This window comes from Proteus sp. G2300 (assembly GCF_009915965.1).
GTDB lineage: Bacteria > Pseudomonadota > Gammaproteobacteria > Enterobacterales > Enterobacteriaceae > Proteus > Proteus vulgaris.
Genome location: NZ_JAABNK010000025.1, coordinates 138315 through 155063, shown reverse-complemented (window position 1 = coordinate 155063; position 16749 = coordinate 138315). Strand labels below are relative to the sequence as shown.

The window sequence follows — 16749 nt, the reverse complement described above, 5'->3', positions numbered from 1 at the left end:
AATTTTTAAAGATGAGTAGAACAAATATGCGAAATCGCACGCTAAGTGATTTAGATCGTGTTGTTGCCCTTGGTGGTGGTCATGGCCTTGGACGTGTGCTTTCAGCACTCTCCTACTTAGGCACTCGCCTTACTGGTATTGTTACAACAACAGACAATGGCGGTTCTACTGGCCGTATTCGTCAAGAAGAAGGTGGCATTGCGTGGGGTGATATGCGCAATTGTATTAACCAGTTAATTACTGAGCCTTCAGTGGCTTCTGCAATGTTTGAATACCGTTTTTCAGGGACAGGGGAACTTGCTGGTCATAATTTAGGGAATTTAATGCTAAAAGCATTGGATAACCTAAGTGTTCGCCCCTTAGAAGCGATTAATCTTATTCGGGGATTATTAAGAGTCAATGCGCACCTTATTCCTATGTCTGAACAAGCCGTTGACCTGATGGCAATAGATGACCAAGGTAATGAGATTTATGGGGAGGTCAATGTTGATAATTTGCCTAAGATCCCACAAAAACTTGATCTTTATCCTAAAGTACCAACGACAAGAGAAGCCATTGAAGCCATTGAGCAAGCTGATCTTATCTTAATTGGCCCCGGTAGTTTTTTTACCAGTTTAATGCCTTTGTTATTATTGCCAGAGCTTGCACAAGCATTACGCCGTAGTAGTGCAACAACCATTTATATTGGTAATTTAGGCAAAGAGCTAAGCCCTGCGGCTGCCAGTATGACGATGTCTGATAAAATCGCCATGATGGAAAACTATATTGGCCTACAAACGATAGACGCTGTCATTATTAGCCCTGAAACACAATATGAGTCGATGAAAGGCCGGCTAATTGTGCAGGCTCAATTGGAAGCCAAAGATATTCCTTATCGCCACGACCGTCATCTATTAGGCAAAGCGATTGAGTTAACGTTGCAACAATTAGGACAACGTAACGCTTCATCTCAAGCCATTAAATAGAATTTAATCACGTAATTTCATTAAAAAAACCGCATCTGCAATAAACAGCAAGTGCGGTTTTTGTCGATAAAAACACAATATCGCTATTGGTTTTTAACTCATTTTAACTATTAAGGTGTTTTAACGTAATACGTTGACTGATGGTTTCTTCAATTTCAGATAATGTCATTGGCACATCATTTTTCATTAAACCCAGACCTGCCACAGTACGAGAGAACGATGTTAAATCCAGTGGCGGTAAATCCATTATCCAATTTTCTTCTGTTGCCAACGTATCTTCTGCATTAAGAATAGTTTGTATAACATCCGTAAAAGCTTGATGAGAAGATACCCAATCTTGATCGCCACTCGCCCAAAACCAACGCGCAGCAATAAAGTTTTTCCACATATCTTCCCAGCCATCGTAAATTCGACGTAACATTGAGGCACTCATTAATGACCATGTTTGTGCTTCTTGCTGGGTTATATAACCTTGCTGACAACCTTCTAAGCAAAGCTTGTTAAAACGACAGAGATCCCAAATAAGGTATTTCACATTTTGGATATTCATACGATTAGTGCTCATCATATCGATTTGCCATAAACGCTCGTTTTTATCATGTTCCGTCAACTCTGAAAGCAAAATATCATTTTTTAATGACTGAATATCCTCTTCTTTGCTCTCTAAAATTTGGTCGCGTAACTGATAAAAATCATTAGTATGACCCTGAGTCAGCAACCAAAACAGTTGATACACTAAATCCCAACGGTCATTAATTCCCCAACCAGCTGACAACCCACCATCATCTTTTCCTGGATTATATTCATTATATGCCCACTCATTCATTACGGCATAAGGCGCTGCTACATACAATCCCCATTCATGAGGCAATAACTGATCTGATGGCGTATTTTTTGCTTCAGATAAAATGGGCTCCTGCCCTGCTGTTAATGGTTTTGATAATTCACTATCTTGTACAGCAAATTTGCGTAACCATTTAAAAAGCAAAATAAGAAGAATAACACCAATAATGACCCCTGCAGAGCTAGGAAACCCTGCATAAACATAACCACTCATTCACTGTCCTTAATGTCTTTTTTATCTTTGTAAATAATTGACGCTTTGTTTGTGGTGATATTTAAACAGTTGAACGCCATTAAGGGAATATAAAACTAGGGAAAAAGTGAAAGATAAAAAGGGAAAAGGGATAATCCGAGGTAAATATGCAGTTATCCCTTCATTGTTCTGATTTAAATTTAGTGATTAAGAGTTCGCAATAAATTGAGCGCGCAACGCTTGCAACTTATCACGAGTGCTTGCTGCTTGTTCAAATTCAAGATCTTTGGCATGTTGATACATTTCGGCTTCTAAACGTTGGATCTCTTTTTCTAGTTCAGCAGTCGATAACAACGGGTAATTATCATGAATATCTGTTGCTTTATGCCCTTTTTTATTTTTATTACGTCCTTGGGTAGGCTGACCAATCTTAAGAATATCGCCCACTTTTTTATTTAATCCTTTAGGCACAATACCGTGTTCAAGGTTAAATTGTTGCTGTTTCTCTCGACGACGTTCGGTTTCACCAATTGCTTTCGCCATGGAGTCCGTAATTCTATCGCCATATAAAATCGCTTTACCTTCAAGGTTACGAGCCGCACGACCGATAGTCTGAATTAATGAACGTTCTGAACGTAAGAAGCCCTCTTTATCAGCATCTAAAATCGCCACCAAAGAGACCTCTGGCATATCCAAGCCTTCTCGAAGTAAGTTGATACCCACTAATACATCAAACTCACCTAGGCGTAAATCACGAATAATTTCGACACGTTCAACAGTATCAATATCAGAGTGTAAATAACGAACTCGCTCACCATGCTCTTCTAGATATTCTGTTAGATCTTCCGCCATCCGTTTTGTTAATGTGGTAACCAATACACGTTCATTTTTTGCAGCACGAATACGAATTTCAGAGAGTAAATCATCAACTTGTGTAGCAACCGGTCGCACTTCAACAATCGGATCAAGTAAGCCTGTTGGTCTTACAACTTGTTCAACAATTTCATCACCTGATTTTTCAAGCTCATATTTACCCGGTGTTGCTGAAACATAAATTGTTTGTGGTGCTAATGCTTCAAATTCTTCAAAACGTAATGGACGGTTATCAAGCGCTGAAGGCAAACGGAAACCATATTCAACCAAGGTTTCTTTACGAGAACGGTCACCTTTGTACATTCCACCAATTTGTGGAATAGTAACGTGTGATTCATCAATTACTAACAAACCGTCAGCAGGGAGGTAATCAAACAGGGTTGGTGGTGGCTCGCCCGGGCCTCTACCTGATAGATAACGCGAATAGTTTTCGATACCAGAGCAATATCCCAGCTCATTCATCATTTCGAGATCAAACTGGGTACGCTGTGTCACACGTTGTTCTTCAACGAGTTTATCATTCGCTAAAAGTACTTTGCGTCTCTCTGCAAGTTCTTTTTTAATTTCTTCCATCGCTTCAAGAATGCGCTCACGTGGTGTGACATAGTGTGTTTTGGGATAAACCGTAAAACGAGGCACATTATAATGGATTTGCCCTGTTAAAGGGTCAAATAAAGACAGGCGCTCGACTTCTTCATCAAATAATTCAACACGTAAAGCGTAATCATCAGATTCAGCAGGGAAGATATCAATAACCTCACCACGGACACGAAATGTCCCGCGCTGAAAGGCTTGATCATTACGGGTATATTGTAGATCAGCAAGACGGCGCAAAATTGCACGTTGATCGATTATCATGCCATTTGTTAGGTGAAGCATCATTTTTAAATAGCTATCAGGATCACCCAAACCATAAATCGCAGAAACAGACGACACGACAATGACATCTTTACGCTCTAATAAAGCTTTTGTCGCAGACAGACGCATTTGTTCGATATGTTCGTTAACTGAAGCATCTTTCTCAATAAAAGTATCAGAACTTGGCACATACGCTTCAGGCTGATAATAATCGTAATAAGAAACAAAGTATTCCACTGCATTTTCAGGAAAAAATTCTTTCATTTCACTGTAAAGCTGTGCTGCTAAGGTTTTATTTGGAGCAAGCACCATCGTGGGTCGATTTAAATTGGCAATTACATTAGCAATAGTAAAAGTTTTACCTGAACCTGTTACCCCTAAAAGAGTTTGATGCGCAAGCCCATCGTCTAATCCTTCACAAAGTGAAGCAATAGCTGTAGGTTGATCGCCTCCAGGCTTAAATTCAGAATGCAGTTTAAAAACTTTGCTCATATTTTCTTCTCCTCGCTGACACTCCTTATGATACTGGATAAAAATCCAGCTTCAATCTCTATCTACTAAAAATTGTATGAATAATTAGCATCAGTTATCCCCAGTTTTGAAACTGGAAAAAATTTAAAAAGCAACCCCCTATTTTGTGAATTATTCAAAGAGACGCGCAGACATCACTCGCTCTATTGATTTTATTTAATTAATTGATATGTAAGAATTAAAAATAAAAGTTGAGAATAACACCAATCTTTAGCAATGCCTTGTATTCTCTCTATTCAGAGTATTTTTATAATGGTAATACACAAGGTTATCCACAGGAATAGTGGATAACTACACAAAATTGTTATCTCTCGGTAAGTTACGTCTTTTTTTTTGCCTTAAAATATTCCTTAAAAAGGACAAAATTTATTTTTTTTATTTTTTTATTGGCTTAAAAAATAGACTTTTATTATTTACCAGAGAGAAGCTTATCAACCTAGTTTTAAACAAGAAAGATCAAGATAAGGCCTAAAATTATGCTCTTTTGTTTCATTTAAATAGGGTATCTTGCCTAAGAACGGAGCTTTAATATGTTTTTTTAATGTTGCCAGATATTCCTTCTGATATCGCCCTGCTGGCTCAACTTCATTAGCAATCCAACCCGCAAATGTTAAACCAGACTGAATAATTGCTTGTTGCGTTAATAACGCATGATTAATACAACCCAATTTAATCCCTACCGTTAAAATAACGGGAAGCTGTTCACTAATAACCCAATCAGAGAAAAATTGGTTTTCCGACAATGGCGTAAACCATCCACCAGCCCCTTCGACTAAAACCCAATCTGCTTGCTGTTTTAAGTAAGATAAACCTTCTGACATTACATTAAAATCAATAGGCTGATTCATTTCGCCGCTGACAATATGAGGCGATGTAGGTATTTCAAAACAGTAAGGATTAACACGGTGATAATCCAATTTTACTGTACTGAATTTTTGCAGTGTTAATGCATCCGAATTACGCAAACCTTCCTTTAGCCACTCACTTCCTGAAGCAACAGGTTTATAGCCTACGGTTTGATATCCTTGCTCTGTAGCACATTGCAATAGTGCACTACTCACAACGGTTTTACCCACTTCTGTATCTGTACCTGTTAAGAACACTATTTTAGCCATGTGATATTTTTCCTATAACAATTTGATAGGTAAGTAAATATTTACCTGAATCTGTTTTCCACACCTTTTCTAGTGCACGAAATTTTTGTCGAGTCATTAACCCTTTTTGTCTATCACCTTGCACAAAATTGGCACCAACGCCCTTTAAAGAAGCAAACAACGCATGTAATGAATCATAGTGTTCGGTGATTGTTTCAGTAGAAAATTGACAATGAAAACCACAACACGCTTTCTCAATATCTTGAAGAGATAAAAAAGGATTAACATGCGGATGGTTATCAAGAGATTGCCAAGCATTTCTGACTTCTTGCAAAGTCAATGTAGCGAGTGTTGAAAAATAAAGCGCGCCTTTTTTATTTACCACTTTCATGAGTGAGTTAATTGCAACGGATAAATCATCACACCATTGCATCGCTAAATTACTAAATACGATATCCATACTTTGTGGCACAATCGCACAGTGTTCTATATCACTTTGTAGATAACCATCTGCCCGTCGTTGTTGTTTTGCTACTTGTAGCATCGTATGTGATAAATCGAGTGCAATAACAAAGCGCCCGCGTTGTTTCCATTTTTGGCTAAAATACCCGGTTCCGCATCCTGCATCTAAGACAATATTGCCACTATCATAACGTGCTAAATCCATTAATTTATTGCCACTGTAGCGCTGAATATTAGCGTGATTATCATAATGAATCGCCGCTTTACCAAATGTTTGAGCTATACGTTGTTTATCTGTTTTGACTAAAGAATGCATGAAGCGTCTCGATTAACAGCTTAATATCTGAAAGGTGATGGCGAGTGGTTAACGTTATTCGTAAACGTGCACTATGAGGTGGAACTGTAGGTGGAAAGATGGCTTTTACCCAAAGCCCTTTAGATTGCAGATAATCTGAAAGTGTTTGGCATAATTGCTCATCACCAATAATTACTGGCTGAATAGCCGTTTGTGAAGGTAATAATTTAATAGGAAGCGAAACAACACCTTGGCGAAAGGTATTAATTAATTGCTGTAGATATTCTCGCTCATTATCCGCTCGCTTAATGACATTTAGAGTAGTATTTAAAGCGATAGCTTGTGCTGGTGGCATTGAGGTACTGTAAATAAGATGACGAGCATATTGTTCAAAAAATTCCGCTGTCGACTGGTTACAAAGCACTGCCGCCCCACTGACACCAAAAGCCTTACCAAAAGTCACCACTAATAGCTCAGGTTTGATACCCGCTTCATCACAACTACCTCGACCTTCTTTACCTAAAACACCAATACCGTGCGCATCATCGACCATTAGCCATGCATCATGTTGTCGGCTTATTGTTGCCATTTCTGTTAATGGCGCTTGATCTCCATCCATGCTAAATACCCCTTCGGTAACCACTAAGGTTTTACTAGCCAACGTTTTATTAAGTCGTTGAGATAAAGAGTCAGGAGAATTGTGTAAAAAACGCCATAATGTGGCTGGTGATAATACGGCGGCTTCCATTAACGAAGCATGGCAAAGTTTATCTGCAATAATGGCATCGCCTTTTTCAAGTAATGCCGAAATCACGCCTTGGTTAGCACTATAACCGGATGAAAATAGCAGTGCATTATCGTAACCCAGCCAACCTGCGAGATGTTGCTCTAATTGCGCATGAGCTTGTGTAAATCCGGTGATATGACCTGATCCACCGCTACCTACACCGTACTTATCAGCACCTTGTTGCCATGCTTTAATGACATCCGTATGTTGACTGATACCTAAATAATCATTGCCTGAAAAATTAAGGTACTTTTCACCTGATATTGTGATCAAAAAGCGCCCCGTAGCCTGTTTGATCACTTTGCGTTTTCGCCATAATGGCGTATTTCTACGCCCATTAAGTTGTTTATCTAAATAGGTTTGCCAACTCATTACAGTGCCGCGTTATAAAATTGTTCAGTGTCTTTATTGGCAACAGCTTGCATCAAAGCATCTTCTTGCTGATTGTCGCCCATAGATACTGCTAATCGTTCAGGATTTAAACCTAATTTACGGAATAATTGGTGATCTTTATCTTCGGTCGGATTGGTTGTTGTTAATAATTTGCAACCATAGAAAATAGAGTTCGCCCCAGCCATAAAGCAGAATGCTTGTGTTTGTTCACTCATTTGCTCACGACCGGCAGAAAGGCGTACATAAGAGCGTGGCATCATGATACGAGCAACGGCGATTGTACGAATAAAATCAAAAGGATCGACATCTTCATTATCAGCTAATGGCGTACCTTTGATTTTGGCTAACATATTAATCGGCACACTTTCTGGAGGTTGTGGCAAATTGGCTAATTGCACCAACATTGCCGCGCGATCTTTCACTTCCTCACCTAACCCTAAAATTCCACCAGAGCATACCTTAATGCCTGCATTGCGAACTTTATCAAGTGTATCTAAACGATCTTGATACGTTCGCGTTGTCACGATACTGCCGTAAAATTCAGGGGAGGTATCAAGGTTATGGTTATAAAAATCCAGCCCCGCATCGGCTAATCGATTAGCTTGTGAATCATCTAATTTACCCAGAGTCATGCAGGTTTCCATACCCAGTGCTTTCACTTCTTTTACCATTTGCTCAAGGTAAGGCATATCACGTTCATGCGGATTTTTCCAAGCGGCCCCCATACAAAAACGGGTTGAACCCGCCGCTTTTGCTTTTTTTGCCGATTCAATCACTTGTTGCACTTCCATTAGGCGCTCTTTTTCTAATCCTGTTTTATAGCGCGCACTTTGAGCACAGTATTTACAATCTTCAGGGCAAGCCCCTGTTTTGATAGAAAGCAACGTACTGACTTGAATTTGTGAAGGGTCAAAATGTTGACGATGCACTTGTTGTGCTTGAAAAACCAAATCTAAAAATGGCATATCAAACAATGCTCTGGCTTCTTTTAATGTCCAGCGTTTTAGTGTGCTCACAATACAATCTCCTGTTTAAAAGTGATTGCCAGTTTAAATAATAGGGTTATCATGTCAACTAAAATTGATCACCATTGGTTTACATGATTGAGTGAAAAATAAAATGACACCTGAAGATATCGCTTTCGATTTACGCCACATTTGGCACCCATACACCTCGATGAGTCATCCGTTACCTGCTTATCCTATTGTTAGTGCTAAAGGCGTTGAATTAGTCTTAGCTAATGGCAGAACATTGATAGATGGAATGTCTTCATGGTGGGCCACAATTCATGGATATAATCATCCAGAGCTTAATCATGCGGTTACCACGCAACTAAACAATATGTCTCATGTTATGTTTGGTGGCATTACTCATCCCCCAGCAGTATCACTTTGTCGTAAATTATTGGCGATAACACCAGAGCCTCTTGAATGCATATTCTTAGCGGATTCAGGTTCGGTGTCCGTTGAAGTCGCACTGAAAATGGCCTTGCAATATTGGCAAGCTAAAGGTGAAAAACGTCAACGTATTGTGGCGTTAAAACAGGGATATCATGGTGATACCTTTGGCGCGATGTCAGTATGTGATCCGGATAACTCCATGCACAGTCTTTACAAAGGTTACTTGCCTAATCATCTCTTTGTAGATGCACCCAAAACAGGCTTTTATGAAGAGTGGGATCCAGCTGATATCAACTCATTACGCTCAACACTAGAGCAACATCATCAAGAAATTGCCGCCGTTATGCTTGAACCCATTGTTCAAGGCGCGGGGGGTATGCGGATTTACCATCCTGAATATTTAAAATGCGCAAGAGCCCTGTGTGACGAATTTGATGTATTACTCATTGCCGATGAAATAGCTACGGGTTTTGGCCGAACAGGTAAACTTTTTGCCTGTGAACACGCTGGAATTTCTCCTGATATTATGTGTGTAGGTAAAGCATTAACGGGGGGTTACATGACCTTATCAGCAACTTTAACCACGCGTCATATTGCCGAAACCATCAGTCAAGGTGATGCGGGTTGCTTTATGCATGGCCCTACTTATATGGGAAATCCTTTGGCTTGTGCTGTTGCTGATGTCAGTTTATCTCTATTAGCAAATGGCGATTGGATAAACCAAGTTGCAGAAATTGAAAAACAACTAAAACGCGAGCTATTACCGTTAAAACAGGCTAAATGTGTCAAAGATGTGCGGGTTTTAGGTGCGATTGGCGTGGTCGAAATGAACGAGCCCGTTAATATGGCAAAATTACAAAAAATCTTTGTAGAGGAAGGGGTTTGGATCAGGCCTTTTGGCAAGCTTATTTATATTATGCCACCATTTATTATACCACCAGCAAGCCTAACTAAACTCACTCAAGCTATTGAGAAAGTGGTTAATATCTCATAAATCTTTCATCAAAATAAACCTCTAGCAAGGTAATGTTTTGCTAGAGGTTTTCAGTGATTTTTATTTCGTCACAACGGTAACCCACATTGCACCTTTACCTACTGGGTAACACGCTAATTCAGTTAATGCACCCGTGTGTTTATCAATACGAGAAACAGAAGCAAAATCTGATTTTTGACCACAAGAAATCAGGTAATTGCCTGTATTATCAAGATTAAAGCCACGAGGCTGTGCCTGTGTTGGGTAATGTCCTACAGGTTGTAGATAATCACCAGCCTCAGAGATTGCCATCCCACAGATAAAGCTTTCAGAGCGTTCGCTGGCATAAAGAAAACGACCATCAGGTGTGATATGAATATCTGATGCCCAACGAGTACTGTTAAAGGTTTCAGGCACAATATCAACCGTTTGCATTAAACGATATAAATCCCCCATACGACAATAAACATTGATTGTCGCATCTAATTCATTAAGGCAATAAAATACATTACCATTAGGGTGGAATGCCATATGGCGAGGCCCTGCATTTTGTGCTGTTGTCAGCTCTTCAGTACCCACTTCTGTTAAATGCCCATCTTCTAATAAATTAAATAAACGAATATGATCTTCACCTAAGCAAGGTACAATCAGTTGTTTATTATTCCAATCAATATTCGACGAGTGAGGTTTATCTAATCCTTCAATCAGTTGAATAGGTGATTGCGGGATCCCCTTCTCATTAATAGGTAAAACAGCCAAATTGCCTTGATGATAAGAAGGAACAAACAAGAAGCGCTCTGTTTTATCTAGGCATAAGTGGACAGGTGTGCTTGGAATGGAAGTCATCGCCTTTTGTTCTAACTGACCATCGGCCGTAATCGCAAATGTCACTACACTAAAATGAGGACGGATCCCAACATAAAGGTATTTTCCATCCGCACTTGCAATCATCGGTTGTACTTGCCCTGCAACCTCAACAATCTGCAATAAATCCATTTCACCTTCAGCATTTAATCCATAAACATGGATTTGCTGACTCTCTGGACATGCTATGTAGACTACCTGTTTCATCCCTTCTCCTTAAAACCGATTACCCATTGATTTGTAAAGAATAATAGAATAACTAACGTTTACTTGTCACGATTAAGCTAGTTTATCTTTTATTGGTTAACGTGTACCATCAGCAACATTGCATCTTAATACTATCAAGGGGCTTATTTATGTCATATCGCGTTATTGCTTTGGATCTTGATGGCACACTGCTTGATGACCAAAAACGTATCCTGCCAGAATCTTTAGAAGCACTCAATCTTGCAAGAAAAGCAGGTGTTAAAGTTTTAATTGTAACAGGTCGTCATCATGTTGCTATTCATCCATTCTATCAAGCACTCGATCTTGATACCCCTGCGATCTGCTGTAATGGGACTTACCTTTATGATTATATTGGTAAAAAGGTACTGGAATCCGATCCATTAACGACTCAAGAAACCAGCGCAGTATTAGATCTTGTTAAACAAACAGATGTACATCACTTAGTTTATGCTGATGATGCAATGATGTATGACCAACTATCAGCCCCAGTGCAACGCACTTTAAAATGGTCAGAAACATTACCTACTGCACAGCGTCCAAATTTAATCAAAGTCGATGATTTCTATCAAGCCATGCATGATGTTAATGCCATTTGGAAAATTGCAACAACAACGCCTGATCACGATGAATTACGCACTTTAGTTGAAAAAATTGAGCAACAAGTCGGTTTAGAGTGTGAATGGTCTTGGGTTGATCAAGTTGATATCGCCAAAAAAGGCAACAGTAAAGGTCGTCGTTTACAACGCTGGGTTGAAGCGAATGGTATGAATATGAGTGACGTTATTGCCTTTGGTGATAATTTTAATGATCTTAGCATGCTAGAGCATGTTGGCTTAGGTGTTGCAATGGGTAATGCTTCAGATGAAGTAAAAGCACGCGCAAGAATGGTCACTAAAGTGAATTCACAACCAGGTATTGCTGAAACTATTCATAAATATATTTTGTCTTAGCCTTATTTTTACCTCAGCTAAAAGAAAAAGACCTCGTTTTTAATGAGGTCTTTTTATCGACACATATAACGGATAAATCAAAGATGGCGGCTTAGTGAAATACTCTTAATTTGCGCATAAAGCCATTGCCCTTCTTGAATATTCAATTCATCTTTTGCCCAAGGCGTGATCCTTGCCCATAAATAATTACCATCATTGACAAGTTTCACATCAACTTGGCCATCATTTTTAATGGTTTCAACCACTTTCATATGCAAAATATTACGAATACTACTATTTGATGGGCGAGTGGTAGTCAGTGACACATCAGAAGCATCAATACGAACACGAACATCACGACCAATTTTAGTCTCGATTTGAGGCAACCACAGCACTTGATTACCGAAAGCCGTTGCTGTCATATCGTAATGGCTATGGTGTTCTACTACCATCACATTCGCGATACTGCTGAGTGTCTCTTTTTGTAACCAAGGACGTAATGCACTGCTTGCCCATACATCTTCCAGCTTACCTGTCGCCTTAATTTTTCCTGCATCCATCACAATGACGTTATCTGCAAGTCGAATAATTTCATCAAGGCTATGACTCACATACAAAATAGGAATTTGTACATCTTGTGAGAGCTTTTCTAAATATGGCAGTAACTCTCGTTTACGCGGTAAATCAAGTGAAGCCAAAGGCTCATCCATCAACATAATATCAGGCGCTGTTAATAACGCTCGTCCTATGGCAACACGCTGTTTTTCACCGCCTGATAAAGTGATAGGAAAACGAGTGAGTAAATGACCAATCCCTAATAAATGAATAATGCGATCAAACTGCACTTTCATTGTCGGCGACATACCGTAAAGCAGATTTCCTTTTACAGTGTAATGAGGAAACAGTCTGGCATCTTGGAATACATAACCCACTTTACGTTTTTCAGGTGGCAGATAAATTTTCTTTTCTGTATCAACCAGTGTGTGATTATTTAATATAATCCGTCCTGAATCTGGCTTGGTTAAACCGCCAATCACATTAATCAATGAGGTTTTACCGGCTCCAGATAAACCAAAAACAGCGGTAATACTTTCTGTTGGTAGTTCAGTATTGACTTCCAGACGCAGTGATCCTAGCGTCTGTTTAAAATTCATCTCTAGCATACGCCCCCCAATCTTTTACGACCCCAACGAGTTAGCCACTCTGAAGCCATTAAAGAGACGAGCGCCAAAATAATTGCAATAACACACAAACGAGCCGCATCCATTTCCGCACCCGGTGTTTCAATCAAGGTATACATTGCTAGAGGAATAGTTCTTGTTTCCCCCGGAATATTGGAGACGAAAGTGATTGTTGCGCCAAATTCTCCCAATGAGCGCGCAAATGCCAACACAATTCCTGCGATGATCCCTGGCATAGACAAAGGTAACGTTATGGTAAAAAAGACGCGTATCGGTGAGGCCCCTAAGGTTCTCGCTGCTTGTTCCATACGTTGATCGACAGCTTCTAATGCTAATCTGATCGCTCTTACCATCAATGGAAATGCAACGACTGCGGATGCAAGTGCTGCGCCTCGCCAACTAAAGGTAAAGCTAAAACCAAACCAGTCATACAGCCATTCACCAATAAATCCACGTCTCCCCATACTGATCAGTAAAAGATAACCAACCACAACAGGAGGTAGAACTAAAGGTAAATGGATAATGCTATCAAGCAATGATTTACCGGGAAAACGTACCCTAACTAAAAGCCAAGCCATAAAAATACCAAAAGGTAGACTAATAATAACTGCAACAGTCGATACCTTAAGGCTTAGTATGATGGCTTGCCATTCGTATTCACTTAACATCTCCAAAAGTATAATTCCTACAGTGGGCTAAAGCCGTATTTCTTAAAGATTTCTGCGGCTTGAGGTGTTTTCAGATAGTCATAAAAATCACGAGCTGCTTTATTGTCCTGACCTTTTACAACTGCCATTGGATACTCAACAGGTTTGTGGCTATCAGCTGGGAATACGCCGACCACTTTCACTTTATCACTCGCAACCGCGTCAGAACCGTATACGATACCTAATGGTGCTTCATCGCGTTCAACCAGCGCCATACCGCTACGCACGTTATTAGTACGAGCCATATCTGGGCTTACTGTATCCCATGCGCCTAAATATTCTAATGATTCTTTCGCATAGATACCAACAGGCACATGGTCAGGATCGCCAACGGCTAGTTTTCCGCCATTAAGTAAGGATTTCCATTTAGTTTCCTTATTAATAACAACGTCATTTAATTTACTATCTTTAGGGGCAATGAGTACTAAATCATTACCTAATAGTGTATGACGTGAATCTGCAACCATTAAATTTTTATCGATAACGAAATCCATCCACTGCTGATCTGCTGAAATAAACAGATTTGCAGGTGCACCCTGCTCAATTTGACGAGCCAGTGTTGAAGAAGAGGCATAAGATGCAACAACTTCAGTTTTATTTTCTTGCTTATATTGTGCCGAAATTTCATTAAGAGCATTGGTCAGAGAAGCGGCAGCAAATACCGTTACTTTTTCCGATGCAAAACTTTGGCTTACTAAAGCAAAAGAGATAACTGCGCCAGCAAGTAGCTTGCCTGATAATTTTTTCATGTTCTAATTCCACTTAAATTAAAGGATGACACGCTGTATATACCAAGATACAGCGTAAAATGAAAGAATTAGATGTTAGAAACTGGTTATATATCAATAAATATAACCATAAAAATAGAGGTAAAAAATAGAAATAGAAGCGTACTCAACAACACGACAATTTAAAATGTGTGAATAGATACTCTAAATAATTCAAGTCACAGCTAGGCGACAAGTGAATGAGTCGCTAGGAGCATACATAAGTATGTGACTAGTGCGAATGAACGCAGTCAACAACGCTGTGGCTTGAAGTATGACGAGTATCATGAGTATGTGGCTAATGCGAATGAACACAGCCAACAACGCTGTGGCTTGAAGTATGACGAGTATCATGAGTTATGTGGCTAGTGCGAATGACGCTGTGGCTTGAAGTATGACAAGTACGCGTAGATAAAAAAACAGCCCTCTACAAAATAAAGGGCTGTTCTAAATCAGGAAGGGAGAAATTATGATTTTTTGTCTGCTTTTGGCTGACTTGGTGAAATCAAGTTAAACACTTCACCTAAACCATAAATGATGCCCATAATCAGTACCATTACAACAGGTACCATCAAGAGAGCAAACCCTAAACTTTTCAATAATTCAAGCATGATAACCTCTTTATCATGGTATATTCGGAAAGCCAGAGTTGGCATTTCTTCACGAATGACGAATAATAACGCTATAGATGTATATATTCTAGAGAATTATCGCTTTGTGTCGGCACAAAAAATGCGATAAACACACAAAAAAAGAAGAAGCCTATCATTATGCAAGCAGAAATATTATTAACTCTTAAACTTCAAGATAAGCTCTTTGCCGATCCTCGTCGTGTTGCATTGTTAAAACAGATCAAGGCGACAGGTTCAATTAGCCAAGGGGCAAAAATGGCGGGCATTAGTTATAAAAGTGCTTGGGATGCCATTAATGAAATGAATCAACTCGCGGACGAACTTCTTGTTGATAGAGCAACAGGCGGTAAAGGTGGCGGTGGTGCAACTCTCACACATTATTGTGAGCGCTTACTTCAACTTTACGATCTGCTCGGTCAAATTCAGCAAAAAGCCTTTGATGTATTGAAAGATGATTCACTCCCTCTGGATAGTCTTTTAGCGGCTATTTCTCGTTTTTCATTACAAACCAGCGCTAGAAACCAATTTTTTGGTACGATTATTGAGCGTGACAACCTGCAAGTTCAACAACATGTTAATGTGCAACTTGCAGATAGAAAAACGATCATTCGTGCTGCTTTAACAGAGAAAAGCGCTGATCGCCTAGGGCTTAAAAAAGGTAAAGAAGTACTGATTTTAATTAAGGCACCTTGGGTCAATATTGAAAAAGGAACTTCTTTAACACAGCAATATGACAATGCGCTTTCAGGCACACTCACTCAAATTGAGACAGGTAGTGAAAACAGCGAATTAGTGGTGACATTAGAAGGTGGACAAGAAGTTTGTGCCACATGTTCTAATCAGCATGTTAAAGAGCAAAAACTACATATTAATGACAGCGTAACGGCTTTATTTAATGCTGATCAGGTGATTGTTGCAACACTGTGTTAATCATTAATATGATTACTTTTAAATAAAAGATAAAACCATCACTTAGTTATTATTTTAACAATAATATTAAGTGATGGTTTTTAATTGATTAAATTATATAAAATTACCTTACACTTGATTGATATAAGGTAATTTTAATATCCATTTAAACTTTTCGACTAATACAACGCGTAAATGCTTCTTTTATTGAGGCACCTAAAACCTCGTCACTACAATTGCTTTTTAACGTAATAATTGCGCTATCAGGTATTCCCTCGCCGACCCAATGATCCATACGTAAATGGTTTTGAGGCTTAATAATAATTTCATTACCTATAAAGCTTAAACCACATAAGTTCATATTTTCAAATATGAGCTATTTTATTTTTATAACTATATTCTTTAATTATTTTTTTTACCCACTCTGAATAATATTTTTTATCATTATACATCTCATTAAATTCTTGTGAGTTACTTTCTATTTTTCTACTATTACTTAAAGAAATTTTTGAATAATGACCTAACTTATCATCAGTGATATTCTTAGATAAAACGTTATATCCATTTTTTAAATCCATAAAGTGGATATAGCATCCCGAGATAGTTACTATAATATAGTAATCATAATTAAAGTAAATATCCGCATATAAATTATAGCCCTTCGATATAATCATTAACTACTCCTCAATTACAGTAATATTAAACCTAATATTCTTTGAAGATGCATTTTTAATTGAATAGCTAATTATTTTCCATTGATTAATTCCTGTCATTCAGTAGTTTATAATCATCTTTACTTCCCTTTTTATAAACAACTTAGATAATTATCGTTAAATAAAAAACCATCACCTAATTGTCATATTAA

Annotated in this window: 18 protein-coding genes; 5 read left to right on the top strand and 13 right to left on the bottom strand. The window is 38.7% G+C overall.

Going from position 1 to position 16749, the window contains the following annotated elements:
* Positions 1-26 precede the first annotated feature (26 nt).
* The gene (gene yvcK / locus GWI97_RS16765; RefSeq protein ID WP_036938336.1) at positions 27-965 is read left to right on the top strand and encodes a uridine diphosphate-N-acetylglucosamine-binding protein YvcK; all 939 of its coding nucleotides are present in this window, start codon (positions 27-29) and stop codon (positions 963-965) included.
* 103 nt (positions 966-1068) lie between these two features.
* Here yvcK and GWI97_RS16760 read toward each other — a convergent pair whose 3' ends face one another.
* The 6 genes from GWI97_RS16760 to bioB all read right to left on the bottom strand — a co-directional run bounded on the left by GWI97_RS16760 (position 1069) and on the right by bioB (position 8310).
* The gene (locus GWI97_RS16760; protein WP_036938338.1) at positions 1069-2022 is read right to left on the bottom strand and encodes a DUF1266 domain-containing protein; all 954 of its coding nucleotides are present in this window, start codon (positions 2020-2022) and stop codon (positions 1069-1071) included.
* Between the two features lie 186 nt (positions 2023-2208).
* On the bottom strand, positions 2209-4224 hold the full coding sequence (uvrB, locus tag GWI97_RS16755; RefSeq protein WP_036938339.1) for an excinuclease ABC subunit UvrB: 2016 nt from the start codon (positions 4222-4224) through the stop codon (positions 2209-2211).
* A 470-nt stretch (positions 4225-4694) separates the two neighbouring features.
* Positions 4695-5378: a dethiobiotin synthase gene (gene bioD / locus GWI97_RS16750; protein WP_036938343.1), complete on the bottom strand. Its 684-nt coding sequence runs from the start codon at positions 5376-5378 to the stop codon at positions 4695-4697.
* On the bottom strand, positions 5371-6135 hold the full coding sequence (bioC, locus tag GWI97_RS16745) for a malonyl-ACP O-methyltransferase BioC (protein ID WP_036938346.1): 765 nt from the start codon (positions 6133-6135) through the stop codon (positions 5371-5373). Before bioC ends, bioD begins: the two co-directional genes overlap by 8 nt.
* A complete protein-coding gene (gene bioF, locus GWI97_RS16740; RefSeq protein WP_036938348.1) occupies positions 6110-7273 on the bottom strand; it encodes an 8-amino-7-oxononanoate synthase in 1164 nt (387 codons plus the stop codon). Before bioF ends, bioC begins: the two co-directional genes overlap by 26 nt.
* Positions 7273-8310, bottom strand: a complete 1038-nt coding sequence (bioB, locus tag GWI97_RS16735; RefSeq protein WP_036938351.1) for a biotin synthase BioB — start codon at positions 8308-8310, stop codon at positions 7273-7275. The genes bioF and bioB overlap by 1 nt, the downstream gene beginning before the upstream one ends.
* Positions 8311-8413: 103 nt before the next feature.
* Here bioB and bioA point away from each other — a divergent pair, with 103 nt between their 5' ends.
* Positions 8414-9688, top strand: a complete 1275-nt coding sequence (gene bioA, locus GWI97_RS16730; protein ID WP_036938354.1) for an adenosylmethionine--8-amino-7-oxononanoate transaminase — start codon at positions 8414-8416, stop codon at positions 9686-9688.
* A 60-nt stretch (positions 9689-9748) separates the two neighbouring features.
* On the opposite strand, the gene pgl is transcribed toward bioA, so the two are convergent.
* Positions 9749-10738 (bottom strand): 6-phosphogluconolactonase, encoded by a 990-nt coding sequence (gene pgl / locus GWI97_RS16725; RefSeq protein WP_161752148.1) that lies wholly within the window; start codon positions 10736-10738, stop codon positions 9749-9751.
* A gap of 149 nt (positions 10739-10887) precedes the next feature.
* On the opposite strand from pgl, the gene GWI97_RS16720 reads away from it, so the two are divergent.
* The gene (locus tag GWI97_RS16720) at positions 10888-11709 is read left to right on the top strand and encodes a pyridoxal phosphatase (protein WP_036938361.1); all 822 of its coding nucleotides are present in this window, start codon (positions 10888-10890) and stop codon (positions 11707-11709) included.
* Between the two features lie 77 nt (positions 11710-11786).
* Here GWI97_RS16720 and modC read toward each other — a convergent pair whose 3' ends face one another.
* Genes modC through modA form a run of 3 tightly spaced genes read right to left on the bottom strand, consistent with a single transcriptional unit; the run spans position 11787 to position 14325 of the window.
* Positions 11787-12851: a molybdenum ABC transporter ATP-binding protein ModC gene (modC, locus tag GWI97_RS16715; protein WP_036938362.1), complete on the bottom strand. Its 1065-nt coding sequence runs from the start codon at positions 12849-12851 to the stop codon at positions 11787-11789.
* Positions 12845-13537, bottom strand: coding sequence for a molybdate ABC transporter permease subunit (modB, locus tag GWI97_RS16710; protein ID WP_036938363.1), 693 nt, complete (start codon positions 13535-13537; stop codon positions 12845-12847). Before modB ends, modC begins: the two co-directional genes overlap by 7 nt.
* Positions 13538-13554: 17 nt before the next feature.
* Positions 13555-14325 carry a molybdate ABC transporter substrate-binding protein gene (gene modA / locus GWI97_RS16705; RefSeq protein WP_087803638.1) on the bottom strand — a complete coding sequence of 257 codons (771 nt, stop codon included), beginning with the start codon at positions 14323-14325 and terminating at the stop codon, positions 13555-13557.
* A gap of 246 nt (positions 14326-14571) precedes the next feature.
* Here modA and GWI97_RS16700 point away from each other — a divergent pair, with 246 nt between their 5' ends.
* On the top strand, positions 14572-14712 hold the full coding sequence (locus tag GWI97_RS16700; protein WP_161681519.1) for a hypothetical protein: 141 nt from the start codon (positions 14572-14574) through the stop codon (positions 14710-14712).
* A 98-nt stretch (positions 14713-14810) separates the two neighbouring features.
* Here GWI97_RS16700 and GWI97_RS16695 read toward each other — a convergent pair whose 3' ends face one another.
* Positions 14811-14954: an AcrZ family multidrug efflux pump-associated protein gene (locus GWI97_RS16695; protein WP_071788544.1), complete on the bottom strand. Its 144-nt coding sequence runs from the start codon at positions 14952-14954 to the stop codon at positions 14811-14813.
* 159 nt (positions 14955-15113) lie between these two features.
* On the opposite strand from GWI97_RS16695, the gene modE reads away from it, so the two are divergent.
* Entirely contained in the window at positions 15114-15905 is a 792-nt protein-coding gene (gene modE / locus GWI97_RS16690) for a molybdenum-dependent transcriptional regulator (RefSeq protein WP_087803643.1), read from the top strand.
* Between the two features lie 145 nt (positions 15906-16050).
* Here the strand turns inward: modE and GWI97_RS18500 are convergent, their stop codons facing one another.
* Entirely contained in the window at positions 16051-16245 is a 195-nt protein-coding gene (locus tag GWI97_RS18500) for a contact-dependent growth inhibition system immunity protein (protein WP_231039442.1), read from the bottom strand.
* 4 nt (positions 16246-16249) lie between these two features.
* Positions 16250-16558, bottom strand: a complete 309-nt coding sequence (locus GWI97_RS18495) for a contact-dependent growth inhibition system immunity protein (protein ID WP_115370391.1) — start codon at positions 16556-16558, stop codon at positions 16250-16252.
* Between the last annotated feature and the right edge of the window lie 191 nt (positions 16559-16749).

What these genes read in the sequence shown, in the direction of transcription:
- modB (WP_036938363.1), bottom strand. Translation starts at nt 13,537, where the DNA reads ATGTTAAGTGAATACGAATGGCAAGCCATCATACTAAGCCTTAAGGTA.
- bioF (WP_036938348.1), bottom strand. Translation starts at nt 7,273, where the DNA reads ATGAGTTGGCAAACCTATTTAGATAAACAACTTAATGGGCGTAGAAAT.
- bioD (WP_036938343.1), bottom strand. Translation starts at nt 5,378, where the DNA reads ATGGCTAAAATAGTGTTCTTAACAGGTACAGATACAGAAGTGGGTAAA.
- uvrB (WP_036938339.1), bottom strand. Translation starts at nt 4,224, where the DNA reads ATGAGCAAAGTTTTTAAACTGCATTCTGAATTTAAGCCTGGAGGCGAT.
- GWI97_RS16760 (WP_036938338.1), bottom strand. Translation starts at nt 2,022, where the DNA reads ATGAGTGGTTATGTTTATGCAGGGTTTCCTAGCTCTGCAGGGGTCATT.
- yvcK (WP_036938336.1), top strand. Translation starts at nt 27, where the DNA reads ATGCGAAATCGCACGCTAAGTGATTTAGATCGTGTTGTTGCCCTTGGT.
- modC (WP_036938362.1), bottom strand. Translation starts at nt 12,851, where the DNA reads ATGCTAGAGATGAATTTTAAACAGACGCTAGGATCACTGCGTCTGGAA.
- bioC (WP_036938346.1), bottom strand. Translation starts at nt 6,135, where the DNA reads ATGCATTCTTTAGTCAAAACAGATAAACAACGTATAGCTCAAACATTT.
- GWI97_RS18495 (WP_115370391.1), bottom strand. Translation starts at nt 16,558, where the DNA reads ATGATTATATCGAAGGGCTATAATTTATATGCGGATATTTACTTTAAT.
- GWI97_RS16720 (WP_036938361.1), top strand. Translation starts at nt 10,888, where the DNA reads ATGTCATATCGCGTTATTGCTTTGGATCTTGATGGCACACTGCTTGAT.
- bioA (WP_036938354.1), top strand. Translation starts at nt 8,414, where the DNA reads ATGACACCTGAAGATATCGCTTTCGATTTACGCCACATTTGGCACCCA.
- GWI97_RS16695 (WP_071788544.1), bottom strand. Translation starts at nt 14,954, where the DNA reads ATGCTTGAATTATTGAAAAGTTTAGGGTTTGCTCTCTTGATGGTACCT.
- modE (WP_087803643.1), top strand. Translation starts at nt 15,114, where the DNA reads ATGCAAGCAGAAATATTATTAACTCTTAAACTTCAAGATAAGCTCTTT.
- pgl (WP_161752148.1), bottom strand. Translation starts at nt 10,738, where the DNA reads ATGAAACAGGTAGTCTACATAGCATGTCCAGAGAGTCAGCAAATCCAT.
- modA (WP_087803638.1), bottom strand. Translation starts at nt 14,325, where the DNA reads ATGAAAAAATTATCAGGCAAGCTACTTGCTGGCGCAGTTATCTCTTTT.
- GWI97_RS18500 (WP_231039442.1), bottom strand. Translation starts at nt 16,245, where the DNA reads ATGAACTTATGTGGTTTAAGCTTTATAGGTAATGAAATTATTATTAAG.